At 70.6% G+C, this 13,730-nt stretch carries 16 protein-coding genes; 5 read left to right on the top strand and 11 right to left on the bottom strand.

Annotated features, from left to right (window positions below):
- Positions 1–5: 5 nt before the first annotated feature.
- From RISW2_RS04375 to RISW2_RS04365, 3 genes are all read right to left on the bottom strand, one after another.
- Positions 6–1,073, bottom strand: a complete 1,068-nt coding sequence (locus RISW2_RS04375) for a 5-(carboxyamino)imidazole ribonucleotide synthase (RefSeq protein ID WP_043767166.1) — start codon at positions 1,071–1,073, stop codon at positions 6–8.
- 50 nt (positions 1,074–1,123) lie between these two features.
- Positions 1,124–1,621, bottom strand: a complete 498-nt coding sequence (gene purE / locus RISW2_RS04370; protein ID WP_043767164.1) for a 5-(carboxyamino)imidazole ribonucleotide mutase — start codon at positions 1,619–1,621, stop codon at positions 1,124–1,126.
- A 75-nt stretch (positions 1,622–1,696) separates the two neighbouring features.
- A complete protein-coding gene (locus RISW2_RS04365; protein WP_043767162.1) occupies positions 1,697–1,921 on the bottom strand; it encodes a YdcH family protein in 225 nt (74 codons plus the stop codon).
- A 167-nt stretch (positions 1,922–2,088) separates the two neighbouring features.
- On the opposite strand from RISW2_RS04365, the gene RISW2_RS04360 reads away from it, so the two are divergent.
- Both RISW2_RS04360 and RISW2_RS04355 read left to right on the top strand, forming a co-directional pair.
- The gene (locus RISW2_RS04360; RefSeq protein WP_043767160.1) at positions 2,089–2,502 is read left to right on the top strand and encodes an Hsp20 family protein; all 414 of its coding nucleotides are present in this window, start codon (positions 2,089–2,091) and stop codon (positions 2,500–2,502) included.
- A gap of 5 nt (positions 2,503–2,507) precedes the next feature.
- Positions 2,508–2,735, top strand: coding sequence for a DUF1150 family protein (locus RISW2_RS04355; protein WP_043767159.1), 228 nt, complete (start codon positions 2,508–2,510; stop codon positions 2,733–2,735).
- A 158-nt stretch (positions 2,736–2,893) separates the two neighbouring features.
- Here RISW2_RS04355 and RISW2_RS04350 read toward each other — a convergent pair whose 3' ends face one another.
- Both RISW2_RS04350 and trxB read right to left on the bottom strand, forming a co-directional pair.
- Positions 2,894–4,609 carry a bifunctional sulfate adenylyltransferase/adenylylsulfate kinase gene (locus tag RISW2_RS04350; protein ID WP_043767157.1) on the bottom strand — a complete coding sequence of 572 codons (1,716 nt, stop codon included), beginning with the start codon at positions 4,607–4,609 and terminating at the stop codon, positions 2,894–2,896.
- Between the two features lie 179 nt (positions 4,610–4,788).
- On the bottom strand, positions 4,789–5,796 hold the full coding sequence (gene trxB / locus RISW2_RS04345; protein WP_043767155.1) for a thioredoxin-disulfide reductase: 1,008 nt from the start codon (positions 5,794–5,796) through the stop codon (positions 4,789–4,791).
- Between the two features lie 221 nt (positions 5,797–6,017).
- On the opposite strand from trxB, the gene RISW2_RS04340 reads away from it, so the two are divergent.
- On the top strand, positions 6,018–6,518 hold the full coding sequence (locus RISW2_RS04340; protein WP_043767153.1) for an Lrp/AsnC family transcriptional regulator: 501 nt from the start codon (positions 6,018–6,020) through the stop codon (positions 6,516–6,518).
- Between the two features lie 15 nt (positions 6,519–6,533).
- On the opposite strand, the gene RISW2_RS04335 is transcribed toward RISW2_RS04340, so the two are convergent.
- The 4 genes from RISW2_RS04335 to lgt all read right to left on the bottom strand — a co-directional run bounded on the left by RISW2_RS04335 (position 6,534) and on the right by lgt (position 10,326).
- Positions 6,534–7,214, bottom strand: a complete 681-nt coding sequence (locus RISW2_RS04335) for a Hint domain-containing protein (RefSeq protein WP_043767151.1) — start codon at positions 7,212–7,214, stop codon at positions 6,534–6,536.
- 396 nt (positions 7,215–7,610) lie between these two features.
- Positions 7,611–8,366, bottom strand: coding sequence for a peptidoglycan editing factor PgeF (gene pgeF / locus RISW2_RS04330; protein WP_043767149.1), 756 nt, complete (start codon positions 8,364–8,366; stop codon positions 7,611–7,613).
- Positions 8,363–9,427: a class I SAM-dependent methyltransferase gene (locus RISW2_RS04325; RefSeq protein WP_043767147.1), complete on the bottom strand. Its 1,065-nt coding sequence runs from the start codon at positions 9,425–9,427 to the stop codon at positions 8,363–8,365. The genes pgeF and RISW2_RS04325 overlap by 4 nt, the downstream gene beginning before the upstream one ends.
- On the bottom strand, positions 9,424–10,326 hold the full coding sequence (lgt, locus tag RISW2_RS04320; RefSeq protein WP_043767392.1) for a prolipoprotein diacylglyceryl transferase: 903 nt from the start codon (positions 10,324–10,326) through the stop codon (positions 9,424–9,426). Before lgt ends, RISW2_RS04325 begins: the two co-directional genes overlap by 4 nt.
- A gap of 95 nt (positions 10,327–10,421) precedes the next feature.
- On the opposite strand from lgt, the gene RISW2_RS04315 reads away from it, so the two are divergent.
- The gene (locus tag RISW2_RS04315; RefSeq protein WP_043767145.1) at positions 10,422–10,667 is read left to right on the top strand and encodes an accessory factor UbiK family protein; all 246 of its coding nucleotides are present in this window, start codon (positions 10,422–10,424) and stop codon (positions 10,665–10,667) included.
- A gap of 77 nt (positions 10,668–10,744) precedes the next feature.
- On the opposite strand, the gene RISW2_RS04310 is transcribed toward RISW2_RS04315, so the two are convergent.
- Positions 10,745–11,845: an AbrB family transcriptional regulator gene (locus tag RISW2_RS04310; RefSeq protein WP_043767143.1), complete on the bottom strand. Its 1,101-nt coding sequence runs from the start codon at positions 11,843–11,845 to the stop codon at positions 10,745–10,747.
- Between the two features lie 84 nt (positions 11,846–11,929).
- Between RISW2_RS04310 and RISW2_RS04305 the strand changes: the two genes are divergently transcribed.
- A complete protein-coding gene (locus tag RISW2_RS04305) occupies positions 11,930–13,048 on the top strand; it encodes an acetoin utilization protein AcuC (protein ID WP_043767141.1) in 1,119 nt (372 codons plus the stop codon).
- A gap of 5 nt (positions 13,049–13,053) precedes the next feature.
- Here RISW2_RS04305 and RISW2_RS04300 read toward each other — a convergent pair whose 3' ends face one another.
- Positions 13,054–13,674 carry a hypothetical protein gene (locus RISW2_RS04300; protein WP_051491794.1) on the bottom strand — a complete coding sequence of 207 codons (621 nt, stop codon included), beginning with the start codon at positions 13,672–13,674 and terminating at the stop codon, positions 13,054–13,056.
- Positions 13,675–13,730: the final 56 nt, after the last annotated feature.

The following is a 13,730-nucleotide window of genomic DNA, read 5'->3' as shown; positions in this document are numbered from 1 at the left end:
GCGCGTCAGCGCAGGATGCGGTTCACGTGGCCCATCTTGCGGCCCGGGCGCGCGGCATCCTTGCCGTAGAGGTGGATCGCGGTGTCCGCCTCGCGGGCGATCTCGGGCACGCGGTCCACGTCATCGCCGATGAGGTTCTCCATGACCACGTCCGCGTGTCGCGCGCCGTCGCCGAGCGGCCAGCCCGCCACCGCGCGCACGTGCTGTTCGAACTGGTCGACGGCGCAGCCGTTCTGCGTCCAGTGGCCGGAATTGTGGACCCGGGGCGCGATCTCGTTCACCACGAGGCCCGCGTCGGTCACGAAGAGCTCGACCCCCAGGACGCCCACGTAGTCGAGCGCGTTGAGGATGCGCGCCGCCAGGAGGACCGCGTCGGTGCGCTGCGTCGCGGTCAGTCGCGCCGGCACCGAGGTGGTGCGCAGGATACCGTCCTCGTGCACGTTCTCGCCCGGGTCGAAGCAGGCCACCGACCCGTCGAGCCCGCGCGCGGCGATCACCGACACCTCGCGGCGGAAAGCGACGAAGCCTTCGAGGATCGCGGGCGCTCCCTGCACCGCGTCGAGGGCGGCCTGGGCGTCGCCGGGGGCGGCGATGCGTGCCTGGCCCTTGCCGTCATAGCCGAACCGGCGGGTCTTGAGGATCGCGGGGGTGCCGATGCGGGCCATCGCCTCGGCCAGCGAGGCCGCGTCGTGGACTGCCGCGAAGGGCGCGACCGACAGGCCGAGCCCGGACAGGAATTCCTTTTCCGTCAGCCGGTCCTGGCTCACGCGCAGGGCCTCGCGGCCCGGGCGGATCGGGCGGCGCGCGCCGAGCAGGTCGAGCGACGCGGTCGGCACGTTCTCGAACTCGTAGGTGATGACGTCGACCGCGTCGGCGAAGGCGGCGAGGGCCGCCTCGTCGTCCCAGGCGGCGGTGGTGGTGCGCGCGGCGAGCTGACCCGCGGGCGGCGCCTCGGCCGGATCGTAGACATGGGCCTGCAGCCCGAGCCGCCCGGCCGCGACCGCGATCATGCGGCCGAGCTGGCCGCCGCCGAGAATGCCGAGGGTGCTGCCGGGGGGGAGGGGCGCTGTCATGGGTCCGGACCTTTCGCGGGCGGAGGCGTGCGTGCAGGGAAAGGGAGCGTTCAGTCCCGCTTGGGCGCGTCGGGGATCGCGTCGGAAAGCGCCTTGCGCCACGCCGCGATGCGGCCGTCGAGCGCGGGATCGGTGAGCGCGAGGATCTGCGCGGCCATGAGGCCCGCATTGGCCGCCCCGGCCGCGCCGATCGCCATCGTGGCCACGGGAAAGCCGCGCGGCATCTGCACGATGGAATAGAGGCTGTCGACCCCGCCGAGCGCCTTGGTCTGCACCGGCACGCCGATCACCGGGAGGCGGGTCTTGGACGCGACCATGCCGGGCAGGTGCGCGGCCCCGCCGGCCCCCGCCACGATGACCGACAGGCCGCGATCGGCGGCGGTCGTCGCATAGTCCCAGAGCCGGTCGGGTGTGCGGTGGGCCGACACGATACGGGTCTCGTGCGGCACCTCGAGCGCGTCGAGCATCGCCGCGGCCTCCTGCAGGGTGGGCCAGTCGGACTGGCTTCCCATGATGATGCCGACCCTCGGTGCGGTCGCCTCCGCCATGATCGTTATCCCTATCCCGTCGCGCCCGCGTTATACCCTGTCACCCGCGCGAGGCAATGGCGGCGCGACGCCGGCTCAGGCGATGATGTCGGGCAGGAGCCGGTCCTCGATCAGCGCGATGCGGTCCTTGAGCTGCAGCTTCTTCTTCTTGAGCCGCTGCATCGTCAGCGCGTCCGAGGTGCCGCGTTCCTGCAGGGCGCGGATCGCCTCGTCGAGGTCGCGGTGTTCGCGTCGGAAGACCTCGAGCTCGACCCTCAGAACCTCGTCGGTCTTCATCGAAAGGTCGGTGGGGGCGTTCATCGCGGGCGTCTCTCCGGCTGGGTGGCCCACGCAATATAGCGGCTTGCCGTGCCTGCGCAAAGACTTGCGGCACTTGCGCGGTGCTCGCGCGCGACCCATATTTGTCTCCGAACGGGTCGCCGCAACGGGACGCCGTGTCACGGTCGCTTGCATTAGAGGACGTGTCGATGACGAAGCTTACCCTGGGGTCGCATCCCCACCTGCTGGGGTTCGAACAGCTGGAGCGCCTTCTCGAGAGGACGGCGAAATCTGGCAACGAAGGCTACCCGCCCTACAATATCGAACAGACATCGGAAGTGTCGTACCGCATCACGCTGGCCGTGGCGGGGTTCTCCGAATCCGACCTTTCGATCACCGTCGAGGATCGCCAGCTGGTGATCCGCGGACGGCAGGCCGAGGACGGCGAGGAGCGGGTGTTCCTGCACCGCGGCATCGCGGCGCGCCAGTTCCAGCGCAGCTTCGTGCTGGCGGACGGGGTCGAGGTCAGCGAGGCGATGATGGAGAACGGACTTCTGCACGTCGACCTCAAGCTGAGCCGTCCCGAGACGGTGGTGCAGACGATCCAGATCAGGAAGGGGTAAGGACCATGCAGACCAAGGTTGATTTCAAGGTGCTCGACGAGGGCCGGACCGTCTATGTCCGTCCCGTTGCCGTGGCCGACCTGCCCGACGACGTCAGGACGCAGGCCGCGGGTCTCGACACGATCTACGCAGTGCACCGCGCGGACGGCGAGCGGCTCGCGCTCGTGAAGGATCGCAGCCTCGCCTTCGTGCTGGCGCGCCAGAACGACCTCGCGCCCGTCACGGTCCACTGACCTCCGGTGTGACCTTGGCCGTCTGACGGGCCGGCCGGGTCCCGCAGTTCACTGCCGACATGTCCGCCGCCGGACAGCACGGCGCCCCCGCAGCTGGCTGCGAGGGCGCACGATGCGTCGGGTTCGGGCTGGCTCGAAGCGATCCTGGCGGGCCGAGATCACATGCCGGCGATCAGACCCATCGATTCGAGCTTCAGCACCACCTGGTGGGCGCAGTTGTCGACCTCCTGGCCTTCGGTGTCGACGCTGAGCTCGGGGTTCTGCGGCACGTCGTAGGGGTCGGAGATGCCGGTGAACTCCTTGATCTTGCCCTCGCGGGCGAGCTTGTAGAGCCCCTTGCGATCGCGGCGCTCGCATTCCTCGAGCGAGGTCGCCACGTGCACTTCGACGAAGGCGCCGTACTGTTCGATCTCCTCGCGCACGGCGCGGCGGGTGGCCGCGTAGGGCGCGATCGGCGCGCAGATGGCGATGCCGCCGTTCTTGGTGATCTCGGACGCAACGTAGCCGATGCGCCGGATGTTGAGGTCGCGGTGCTCCTTCGAGAAGCCGAGCTCGGAGGACAGGTTCTTCCGGACGATGTCACCGTCGAGCAGCGTCACCGGGCGGCCGCCCATCTCCATCAGCTTGACCATCAGAGCGTTGGCGATGGTCGACTTGCCCGAGCCGGAAAAGCCGGTGAAGAACACGGTGAAGCCCTGCTGCGAGCGCGGCGGCTTGGTCTTGCGCAGTTCGGCGACCACCTCGGGGAACGAGAACCATTCGGGGATCTCGAGACCCTCCTGCAGGCGGCGGCGCAGCTCGGTGCCCGAGATGTTCAGGATGGTGACGTCATCCTTGTCGGCGATCTCGTCGTTGGGCTCGTACTGGGCGCGTTCCTGGACGTAGACCATGTGCTTGAAGGGCACCATCTCGATGCCGATCTCGTCCTGGTATTCCTTGAACAGGTCCTGCGCGTCGTAGGGACCGTAGAAATCCTCGCCCTGGCTGTTCTTGCCCGGGCCGGCATGGTCACGGCCGACGATGAAGTGCGTGCAGCCGTGGTTCTTGCGGATGAGGCCGTGCCAGACCGCCTCGCGCGGGCCCGCCATGCGCATGGCGAGGTTCAGCAGGCTCATGGTCGTGGTCGAGCCAGGGTACTTGTCGAGCACAGCCTCGTAGCAGCGCACGCGGGTGAAGTGATCCACGTCGCCGGGTTTCGTCATGCCGACCACGGGATGGATGAGCAGGTTCGCCTGGCTTTCGCGCGCGGCACGGAAGGTCAGTTCCTGGTGTGCGCGGTGCAGCGGGTTGCGGGTCTGGAAGGCCACGACCTTGCGCCAGCCGAGCTTGCGGAAGCGCGCGCGCAGCTCGTTCGGCGTATCGCGCCGGGCGCGGAAGTCGTAGTGGACCGGCTGCTGGATGCCCGTGATCGGGCCGCCGAGATAGACCTTGCCGGCGGTGTTGTGCAGGTAGTTCACAGCCGGGTGCGCGCTGTCGTCGGCGCCGAACACCTTCTCGGCCTCGCGCACCTTGTTCGGCACCCACTTGTCGGTGACCGTCATGGTGGCGAGGATGACGCCCTCCTGGTCGCGGAGCGCGATGTCCTGGCCGACCTCGATCCCCTCGGCGAACTTCTCGGTCACGTCGAGCGTGATCGGCATCGGCCAGAGCGTGCCGTCGGACAGCCGCATCTTCTCGACCACGCTGTCGTAGTCGGCTTCGGAGAGGAAGCCCTTCAGCGGGTGGAACCCGCCGTTCATCAGGAGCTCGAGGTCGCAGATCTGGCGCGGCGTCAGGTCATGCGAGGTCAGGTTCCCCGCCTCGACCTTCAGCTTCTGGGCGCTCTCGAACGAGACGAAGAGTTCCGGGATGGGCGCGAGGTTCTGGAAGGTCATGCAATGGCTCTCTACGCAAGGGGCAGCAGGACGGCGCAGGGCGCCGTTGTCGCGGCCTTTAGCCCCGCCGCGATACACGTTTCAAGGGAATAGCGGCGGGTCTGCCTTGTCGTGAGCGAATTGCTGCGTTGCAGCAACGGCAAGAGTCACCCGGTGCCGCATGCCCGGGCGCGGCGGGCCTACTCGGCCGCCGCGTCGACCGGGGCGCCGTAGCCCAAGGGCTCGGTCTCGTCCTTGCCCTCGTCGAGACCCTGTTCTGCGAGCCAGCGCTCGGCCTCGAGCGCGGCCATGCAGCCCATGCCGGCGCTGGTGACGGCCTGGCGGTACTTGTGGTCGGTGAGGTCGCCCGCGGCGAAGACGCCCGGGATCGACGTTTCGGTCGAATCGGGCTTCGTCTTGACGTAGCCGCCCATGTGGGTCTCGAGCTTGTCGGCGACGAGCTCGCTCGCCGGCGCGTGGCCGATCGCGATGAACACGCCCTTGGCGGCGATCTCGGTGATCTCGCCGGTGCGCACGTCCTTCACGCGCACGCCCTCGACCCCGAGCGGGCTCTCGGTGCCCACCACCTCCTCGAGCGCGTGGTGCCACAGCGTCTCGATCTTGGGGTTCTTGAACAGACGGTCCTGCAGGATCTTCTCGGCCCGCAGCTCGTCGCGGCGGTGGACCAGCGTCACCTTGGAGGCGAAGTTCGTCAGGAACAGCGCCTCCTCGACAGCGGTGTTGCCGCCGCCCACGACGACGATCTCCTGGCCGCGGTAGAAGAAGCCGTCGCAGGTCGCGCAGGCAGAGACGCCGAAACCCTTGAACTTCTCCTCGGACGGCAGTCCCAGCCACTTGGCGCGGGCGCCGGTGGCGAGGATGATCGCGTCGGCCTCGTAGGTCGTGCCGCTGTCGCCCTGCGCCTTGAAGGGGCGGCTGTCGAGGTCGAGCGAGGTGATGTAGTCGCCGATGATCTCGGTGCCCATGGCGCGGGCATGCGCCTCCATCCGGACCATGAGGTCGGGGCCCTGGACCTCGGTGTCGCCGGGCCAGTTCTCGACTTCGGTCGTGGTGGTCAGCTGTCCGCCGGGCTCGATCCCCTGCACGAGGATCGGTTCCAGCATGGCGCGGCTCGCGTAGATGCCCGCGGTGTAGCCCGCGGGGCCGGAGCCGATGATGAGAACCTTGGTGCGGCGCGTGTCGGACATGGGCGGCGTCCTCCGTTTCGGGTGTCGGACGCATATAGGCGACAAAGCGCGCAGGTGGAAGGGCCGTGCAGCCGGGGCAGGGCGGCCATGCGACCGCGGTGCGGCTGCACGTTGCTGCGCGATACGGCATCGTGCCGCAACATTGTTATATTGTGTTGAAACTTTATTGCGTCTCCCTGCGCTGCGAAGTAAGTATCCGAACGCATGCCAAGGAGACGCAGATGCCGGGACATCGCCTCGACCCGATCGATCGCAAGATTCTCGCCGAACTGCAAGAGGACGGTCGCATGACGAATGTCGAACTCGCAAAGCGGGTCGGCATCTCGGCGCCGCCCTGCCTGCGCCGCGTGCGCGCGCTCGAGGAGCAGGGTTTCATCCGCGGCTACCATGCGGACGTCGACCCGCGCGAACTGGGCTTCGAGGTGCAGGTCTTCGCCATGGTAGGCCTGCAGAGCCAGGCCGAGGCGGATCTCTCGGCCTTCGAGACCCGCTGCCGCAACTGGCCGCTCGTGCGCGAGTGCCACATGCTGAACGGCGAGGTCGACTTCATCCTGAAATGCGTGGCGCCCGATCTCTCGACGTTCCAGACCTTCCTCACGTCCGAGCTTTTGACCGCGCCGAATGTCGGCTCGGTCAAGACGTCGCTGGTGATCCGGGGCGCCAAGGACGAGCCGGGCGTGCCCTTCGAGGTGCTGGAGGAACGGCTGTCGCGGTCGGCCTGAGGGCTGCCGCGGGGATCAGCGCAGCGACAGGCCGTCCAGCACCTCGCGGGTGGTGCGCGGCAGGGACAGGTCGCCGAAATCGTCGAACCGCTCGACGTTCGGAAACATCGCAAGGAACCGGTCGGCCAGCGCGTCGCCCAGCTGCCGCTTGATGGCGGTGCCGGGATGGTAGGTCTCGACCTCGATGCCCGAGACGCGGATGGTGCCGTGCCGGCGCAGCATCAGGTGATAGAGCTGGACCGATCCCGCAGGAGTGATGGGCAGGAGCCGGTCGCCGTCGGCGTAATGCGACACCGGCACCAGCACGCGGCTCTGGCCGATCAGGGTCCTGAGGCGGCCGTTCTCGACCACCATGCGCGCGGCAGGGCCGAGCACGATGTCGGCCGCGGGCCGCGCCGCGCCGAAACCCTCGCTCAGGACCCGGGTGAGGCCGGTCAGCATGGTCTCGCCCGCGGGCGCGTTCGGCACGAAGGTGGTCGACCCGATCCAGATGACGGGTTCCGGGCCGCGGGCAGTCTCGACATAGTCGCCGGGCAGGAGGTCCTCGATCGCCACGGGGCCGCCCACCGTCTGGACGAGGGTGCCGCGCGCGAAGGCCGAGGTCGCCTCCTCGAAGGCGGGAATGGCGGGGGCGGTGTGGGTGCTCCAGGCCACGCCGAGGTCGGGCATGAGCGCGGCGGCCTCGTAGCGACGCATGAGAGAAGGTGCGCGACGAGGCCGCCCCTCCGGGCGACCAAGAAGGCCCGGCTGACCCGACGGAGACAGCGCGGCGCCGATATCCGACCGTACGGTTGCTGTGATGGTCATGTGATCCTCTCCCGAAGGTTTGGTCACATCCGTGTTGGCCCCCACCAACAACGACAGACGGACATTGCGGCTGCGTGATGCGAGAATTGGCGGCAAACCGTGGAGACTGTCAAAATCCGCGCGGGATTGGCGGCCGATGCCGGCCAATGCGGGCCTCGGGGGCGGCATTGTCGGCGGCGCGGCACCGATCCTGCCACATTCCGGCAGACGGCCCCGCCGAATCGAGGCGCCGGGCCTGCCGGGCTGTCACAATTCGCGGGGACGCGTGCGCAGCGGCCCGCGCGTTCAGAGCCGGATGGCGGAGATCAGGCGGCCGTAATCGGCCTCGCGCGCATGGGTCGCCCGGCGGTAGGAAAAGAACCGCCCGGCATCCTCGTAGGTGCAGTGGCGCGTCCATTCCGCGTGCACGCCCGCCCGCCTCAGCCGGTCGACGCCGAAGCCCGGAAGGTCGAAATGCAGCCGATCGCCACTGCCATTGGCGAAGAACCGGGCGTTCGCGGCATCCTCGGCGAGGAACGTGTCGAAGAATTCCGGGCCCACCTCGTAGGCGCGCTGGCTGATCGAGGGGCCGACCACCGCGCGGATGGCCTCGCGCCGCGCGCCGAGCCGGATCATCGCCTCGACGACCGCCTCGAGCACGCCGTCGAGCGCGCCGCGCCAGCCCGCATGGGCTGCCCCGATCACGCCCGCCTCGGCATCGGCGAAGAGGACCGGCTGGCAATCGGCGGTCAGCACGGCCAGCGCGATCTCGGGCGTCGCCGTCACGAGCCCGTCGGCCCGCGGACGCGCTCCGTTGAGGGGGGCGGACAGGGTCACGACCTCGGCAGAATGCACCTGGTGCAGCGTCACGAGGTTGTCGGGCGACACGCCCATGGCATCGGCCACGCGCGCGCGGTTGATCGACACCATCTCGCGCTGGTCGGTCGAGCCGGTGCCGCAGTTGAGCCCGGCGAAGACGCCCGAGGACGCCCCGCCGCGGCGGGTGAAGAACCCGTGGCGCAGCGGCTGCAGCGCGGTCGCGGTGATCACTTCGAGCGTCATGCGTCCAGTCCGGGCGGCGGTTCGGCGCCCTCGGGCACGAATCCGAGGACCTTGAAGAGCGTCCCCATTTCGTCCGGATGGGTCAACCGGCGATGCGCCGCCACATGCGCGTCGAGGGCGGAACCGTCCAGTCCGCGCGCAAGCGCCTGCGCGCGCTGGGTGATGCCCAGCCGTTCGAGGAACACGCCCTGCGGCGTGAGGCGGGTGTGTGTCGCGGGCCGGGCCGCGGCCGCGACCGGTTCGAAATCCACGTGGGCGGTCAGGTCGGCCGCGCCGGGCGCGGCGAAGGGATCGGCATAGGCGTGGCCCGCGAGCGCCTGCAGCGTGTCGCCGAGACTGCGCCAGTCGCCGTAGTCGATGAAGAGCGCGGCGCCGCCGTGCCGCGCGATCCGGGCGCCGATCGCGGCCGCGACGGCGGCGGCGGGCGCGCAGGTTTCGACCACGTCGCCGTCCCGCGTGTCCTGAAGCCTGTGCGCGAGCTCGGGTCGGGGCAGGGCGCCGGACAGCCCGGGCACCAGCCGGTCGCCGTCGAGGCCCACGACCCGTTCCCGCCAGCCTGCACCGTCGCGCTGGAACTGGCGCACGGGCAGCGCGTCGAGGAATTCGTTCGCCACGAGGAAGAGCGGACCGTCGGGCAGCGTGTCGACGCGGTCGTGCCAGGTGGGACCGGCCGCCGCGAGCGTGTCGGCCTGGACCGCGCGCAGGGCGGGTGACGCCTCGACGAGGTGCAGGCGGGCGGCCTCGGCGAAGCCCGGCGCGCGCGCGCCCGCGCGCAGCGCGTCGGCCATGAGCGTGCCGCGGCCGGGGCCGAGCTCGGCCAGCACGATTTCGCCGGGCGATCCCTGGTCGCGCCATGCCTGCGCGAGACAGAGGCCGATCAGCTCTCCGAACATCTGGCTGATCTCGGGCGCGGTCACGAAGTCGCCGGCGCGCCCAAGCGGATCGCGGGTTGCGTAATAACCGTGGTCGGGATGCAGGAGGCAGGCCGCCATGTAGTCGGCGACGCTGATGGGCCCGCTGGCGCGGATCTGTCGCGAGAGATGCGCGGCGAGCGCCGTCATGCCGCCTGCGGGCGCGACCCGCGGCGGGCCCGCAGGATCAGCCAGAGCCCGAGCGCGATCATCGGCAGCGACAGGATCTGGCCCATGGTCAGTCCCCAGCCGTTCACGTGCCAGGCCAGCCCCAGCGGGTTGCCCGGCTCCTGGAACTGCATGTCGGGCTGGCGCACGAACTCGACCAGGAACCGCGCGAGCCCGTAGCCCGCCGCGAAGACGCCGGTCACCAGCCCCGGCCGCTTCAGCGCGCCGCGGGCGAAGACGAGGTAGAGGATCACGCCCCCGAGCAGCAGCCCCTCGAGCGCCGCCTCGTAGAGCTGCGAGGGATGACGCGCGCAGAGCGTGCCCGCGGCCTGGCCGCAGGCCTGCGCGAGGTCGCCCGGAAAGATCACGCCCCAGGGCAGGTCGGTCGGCCGGCCCCAGAGCTCGGCGTTGACGAAGTTCGCGAGCCGCCCGAGCAGGAGCCCCGGCGGCGTTGCCAGCGCCATCATGTCGGCGGTCGGCAGGACCGGCGCGCCGATCCGGCGGCAGAACAGCAGGAAAGCGACCGTGACGCCGATGAGCCCGCCATGGAAGGCCATGCCGCCCTGCCAAATCATCGGGATTTGCCACGGATTGGCGAGGTAGTAGGCCGGCTGGTAGAACAGAACGAAGCCGAGCCGCCCGCCGACGATCACCCCGAGCACCACCCAGGTCATCAGCGCCTCGACATCCTCGGGGCGCATGGGCGCGGTGTCGTTCCGCCAGAGCGTCGGGCGGCGCACCGCGCGCACGGCCAGCGCCCAGCCGATCAGGATGCCGGCGATGTAGGCCAGCGCATACCAGCGCAGCGCGAACTCCAGGCCGCCGATCGAGACGGTGAAGAGCTCGGGAGAGAGGGGCGGGAACGGGATCGCGGCAAGCATCGACGGCATGTCTGTGGCGGTCGCGGGGGGAAGTCAACCTTGAGAGCGGCGGGCCGAGGGGCCATATAGACCGAGGTAACACAACGGAGACCGCCATGCAGACGCGCAACCGGGTATTCGACGACCTGAGCCAGCTCATGACCAACGCGATGGGCGTGGCGCAGGGGGCCCGCGCCGAGGCCGAGACGGCGATGAAGGGCATGATCGACCGCTGGCTCGCCGACCGCGACTTCGTCACGCGCGAGGAATTCGACGCGGTCCGCGCCATGGCCCAGAAGGCGCGCGAGGAGAACGACGCGCTGAAGGCGCGCCTCGACGCGCTGGAGAAGGGTCAGGGCTGAGCTTTCGGCCGGATCGGACGGAACAGGAACGCCCCCGCGGGTTGCCGCGGGGGCGTTTCCGCATCCGGGGGATAGTGTCAGTCGGCTTCTTCCCGGGCCTCGGGTCCGCGCAGGCCGAGAAGCCGCGAGGCGACGCTAAGCTCGGCCACGGTCATCAGGATCCGCAGCACGTGGTGCAGGCTGACGAGCGCGGGGCTGGCCGAGAGCCCGAGCGCGATCACCGACATCTCGGTCACGCCGCCCGGCGCGAAGCTCAGGAGCAGCTGCAGGAGCCCCATGCCGGTCAGCTGCCAGAGCGCCATCGCGAGCGCCGAGCCGAGCGCCAGCATGAACGCCACCGACAGGATCGACAGCCACAGGCAGCGGCCCACCATGCGCGCCGTCACCCCGGCGAACCGCATGCCGAGGCCGACGCCGATCACCGCCTGCGCGGTGGCGATCAGCCAGAACGGCAGGTGCAGGTCGACCCGGCCGGTGAGCGTGAGGACCGCGGACAGCAGGAGCGGCCCCATGATCTGCGCCGCCGGGAGGTGGATGAACCGCGCGATCCAGAGCCCGGCCGCCGCCGCCGCGACGATCACGGCGAGGTCCTGCACCTCGACCGGGCCGAGTTCGGCCCCCGGCACGACGCCCGCCGCGCTGCCCACGGGCCCGCCCGTCCAGATCGACACCGCCGTCGGCACGAGCGTGATGACGAGGATGATCCGCAGGAATTGCTGCATCGTCAGGAGCCGCACGTCGGCGCCCGCGCCCTCGCCGAAGGCGATGCTTTCCATGAGCCCGCCGGGCGTGCCCGAATAGAACGCGGTGGCGCGGTCATAGCCGCCGATCCGCTGGAAGATCAGCGTGTTTCCCGCATGGGCCAGCACCACGAAGAGGGCGAGCGCCACGAGCGTGTAAGGCAGCGTGGCGAGATCGCGGAACAGCTCCGGGGTCACCTGCGTGCCGATCATCACGCCGATGAGCGCGACGAAGGCCGCGCGGATTTCCTGCGGAAAGCGGTAGGCGGCGAGGGGCGGCGCCCGCAGCGTGCCGACGGCCACCGCGGTCACTGCGAGGCTGCCGAGGAGCCACGGCATCGGCAGCCTGGCAAGGTCGGCGAGCGCGCCGCCCGCGCCGCCCAGCGCGAGGAAGAACAGGGTGAGGGCGAGGCGGAGGAGATGTCCGTGCGACGACATGTCCCGCCCTCTACGACGCCGTCCCGGAAAGGGCAACGCGGGGGCGGGCTTGCGCAGGTGGCGGGCAGGCTTAGGTCCGCGCGCATGGATACAGGCGGCGCGCTCTTCATCGGCTCGACCATCTACCGTGGCTCGCGCTACGGCCGGCTGCACCCGCTGTCGATCGAGCGCGTGCCGGCGGTGATCGACCTCTGCCGGGCGATGGGCTGGCTGCCCGACGCGTCCTACCGCACGAGCCCGCGCGCCAAGCCCCGCGCGCTCGAGGCGTTCCACACGCCCGACTACGTGGCGGCGCTGCAGGCGGCCGAGGCGGCGCAGGCGGTCGACCCGGAGGTGCGGGCGCGCCACGGGCTCGGCACGCTGTCGAACCCGGTTTTCCCGGAGATGTTCCGCAGGCCCGCCACCGCCGCCGGCGGCGGGCTCCTGGCCGCGTCGCTCGTGCGCGGGGGCGGTGTCGTGTACAACCCGGGCGGCGGCACCCACCATGCGTTTCCCGACCGGGCGGCGGGCTTCTGCTTTCTCAACGAGCCGGTGCTAACGATCCGGCAGCTCCTGGCGCAGGGATGCCGGCGCGTCGCCTACGTGGACATCGACGCGCATCACGGCGACGGGGTCGAGGCGGCGTTCGACGGCTCGGACTCGGTGCGGCTCGTGTCGGTGCACGAGGCCGGGCGCTGGCCCTTCACCGGCCGGATCGACGAGACGGCGGGCGGCGCGGCCTTCAACCTGCCGGTGCCGAAGGGGTTTCACGACGACGAGTTCGCGCTGGTGCTCGAGGGCGTGATCCTTCCGGCGGTCGCTGCGTTCCGTCCCGACGCGATCTTCCTGCAATGCGGGGCCGACGCGGTGACCGAGGACCCGCTGTCGCGGCTCGCGCTCTCGAACCGCGCGCACTGGCGCGCCGTCGCGGCCCTGCGCCCGCTTGCGCCGCGGATGATCGTTTCGGGCGGCGGGGGCTACAACCCCTGGACGGTGGCGCGGCTCTGGTCCGGGGTCTGGGCGACGCTGTCGGGGCAGGAAATTCCCGACCGCCTGCCCGCGGAGGCGGCCGAGGTGCTGGGCCGGCTCGCCTGGGCCCGGAAGGGCCCGCCGGGGCCGGAGCTTCTGTCGACGCTGCGCGACGCGCCGCGCGAGGGGCGCATCCGTGCGGAGGTGCGGGCAGGCGTCGCGACGCTGGCGCGCCGCATCGCCGCCACGGCCTGACCGGCCTAGTTCACCACCTGCGGACCGCCGAACCCGGCCGCGGCCGCCTGCGCCTCGGTCTCGTAGATCAGCCGGCCGCTGCGCGCGAGCACGGTCTGGCGCGGCTCCCAGCGGTAGCGGTCGTCCTCGGCGGGCGGACCCCAGTAGAGGTCGCCGCCCCAGCGCCAGGGATCGAGCACGAGGCCGTCGAACATGTCCTCGCCGCGGGCGCTGACGATCACCGTGCTGTGCTCGATGCGGAAAGGGATGCCGGCATTGCCGATCGCGCGGTGCAGCTCGAGCGTGCGGAAGTTCTCGCGGTCGAGCCGCGCCTCCATGTCGTCGGCCCAGTGCCAGCACAGCCCGCGCGGCCGCGTGCCGTTGTTGACCTTGATGTTGTGCACGATGGCGCTGTCGGTGACGCCGTAGCTCTGCCGCAGCTGCAGCGGATAGGTATAGGCCACGCGCGCCGCGCGGTCGGCCTCCTCGGGGTCGATGTCGGGGCCGAGCGCCAGGATCGCCTGCCGCAGTTCCGCGATCTCGGCGGGGTCGGCGGCGGCAGGGGTCTCGCGCGGGGCGGCGCCGCAGGCCGAAAGGGCCATCGCGGCAAGCAGGATCAGCAGGCGGAGGGGGTGCGTCAGGGTCATCAAGGGGGCGGTCCGGTGGGGCTGTTGGGCGGTTCGCGGACAGCTATGCCGCCGGG

This window comes from Roseivivax isoporae LMG 25204, from assembly GCF_000521865.1.
Classification (GTDB): domain Bacteria; phylum Pseudomonadota; class Alphaproteobacteria; order Rhodobacterales; family Rhodobacteraceae; genus Roseivivax; species Roseivivax isoporae.
This window is presented reverse-complemented; position numbering and strand designations above follow the sequence as displayed.

Excerpts from the sequence above, each read along its gene's own strand:
- RISW2_RS04375 (WP_043767166.1), bottom strand. The coding sequence starts at position 1,073 with ATGACAGCGCCCCTCCCCCCCGGCAGCACCCTCGGCATTCTCGGCGGC.
- purE (WP_043767164.1), bottom strand. The coding sequence starts at position 1,621 with ATGGCGGAGGCGACCGCACCGAGGGTCGGCATCATCATGGGAAGCCAG.
- RISW2_RS04365 (WP_043767162.1), bottom strand. The coding sequence starts at position 1,921 with ATGAACGCCCCCACCGACCTTTCGATGAAGACCGACGAGGTTCTGAGG.
- RISW2_RS04360 (WP_043767160.1), top strand. The coding sequence starts at position 2,089 with ATGACGAAGCTTACCCTGGGGTCGCATCCCCACCTGCTGGGGTTCGAA.
- RISW2_RS04355 (WP_043767159.1), top strand. The coding sequence starts at position 2,508 with ATGCAGACCAAGGTTGATTTCAAGGTGCTCGACGAGGGCCGGACCGTC.
- RISW2_RS04350 (WP_043767157.1), bottom strand. The coding sequence starts at position 4,609 with ATGACCTTCCAGAACCTCGCGCCCATCCCGGAACTCTTCGTCTCGTTC.
- trxB (WP_043767155.1), bottom strand. The coding sequence starts at position 5,796 with ATGTCCGACACGCGCCGCACCAAGGTTCTCATCATCGGCTCCGGCCCC.
- RISW2_RS04340 (WP_043767153.1), top strand. The coding sequence starts at position 6,018 with ATGCCGGGACATCGCCTCGACCCGATCGATCGCAAGATTCTCGCCGAA.
- RISW2_RS04335 (WP_043767151.1), bottom strand. The coding sequence starts at position 7,214 with ATGCGTCGCTACGAGGCCGCCGCGCTCATGCCCGACCTCGGCGTGGCC.
- pgeF (WP_043767149.1), bottom strand. The coding sequence starts at position 8,366 with ATGACGCTCGAAGTGATCACCGCGACCGCGCTGCAGCCGCTGCGCCAC.
- RISW2_RS04325 (WP_043767147.1), bottom strand. The coding sequence starts at position 9,427 with ATGACGGCGCTCGCCGCGCATCTCTCGCGACAGATCCGCGCCAGCGGG.
- lgt (WP_043767392.1), bottom strand. The coding sequence starts at position 10,326 with ATGCTTGCCGCGATCCCGTTCCCGCCCCTCTCTCCCGAGCTCTTCACC.
- RISW2_RS04315 (WP_043767145.1), top strand. The coding sequence starts at position 10,422 with ATGCAGACGCGCAACCGGGTATTCGACGACCTGAGCCAGCTCATGACC.
- RISW2_RS04310 (WP_043767143.1), bottom strand. The coding sequence starts at position 11,845 with ATGTCGTCGCACGGACATCTCCTCCGCCTCGCCCTCACCCTGTTCTTC.
- RISW2_RS04305 (WP_043767141.1), top strand. The coding sequence starts at position 11,930 with ATGGATACAGGCGGCGCGCTCTTCATCGGCTCGACCATCTACCGTGGC.
- RISW2_RS04300 (WP_051491794.1), bottom strand. The coding sequence starts at position 13,674 with ATGACCCTGACGCACCCCCTCCGCCTGCTGATCCTGCTTGCCGCGATG.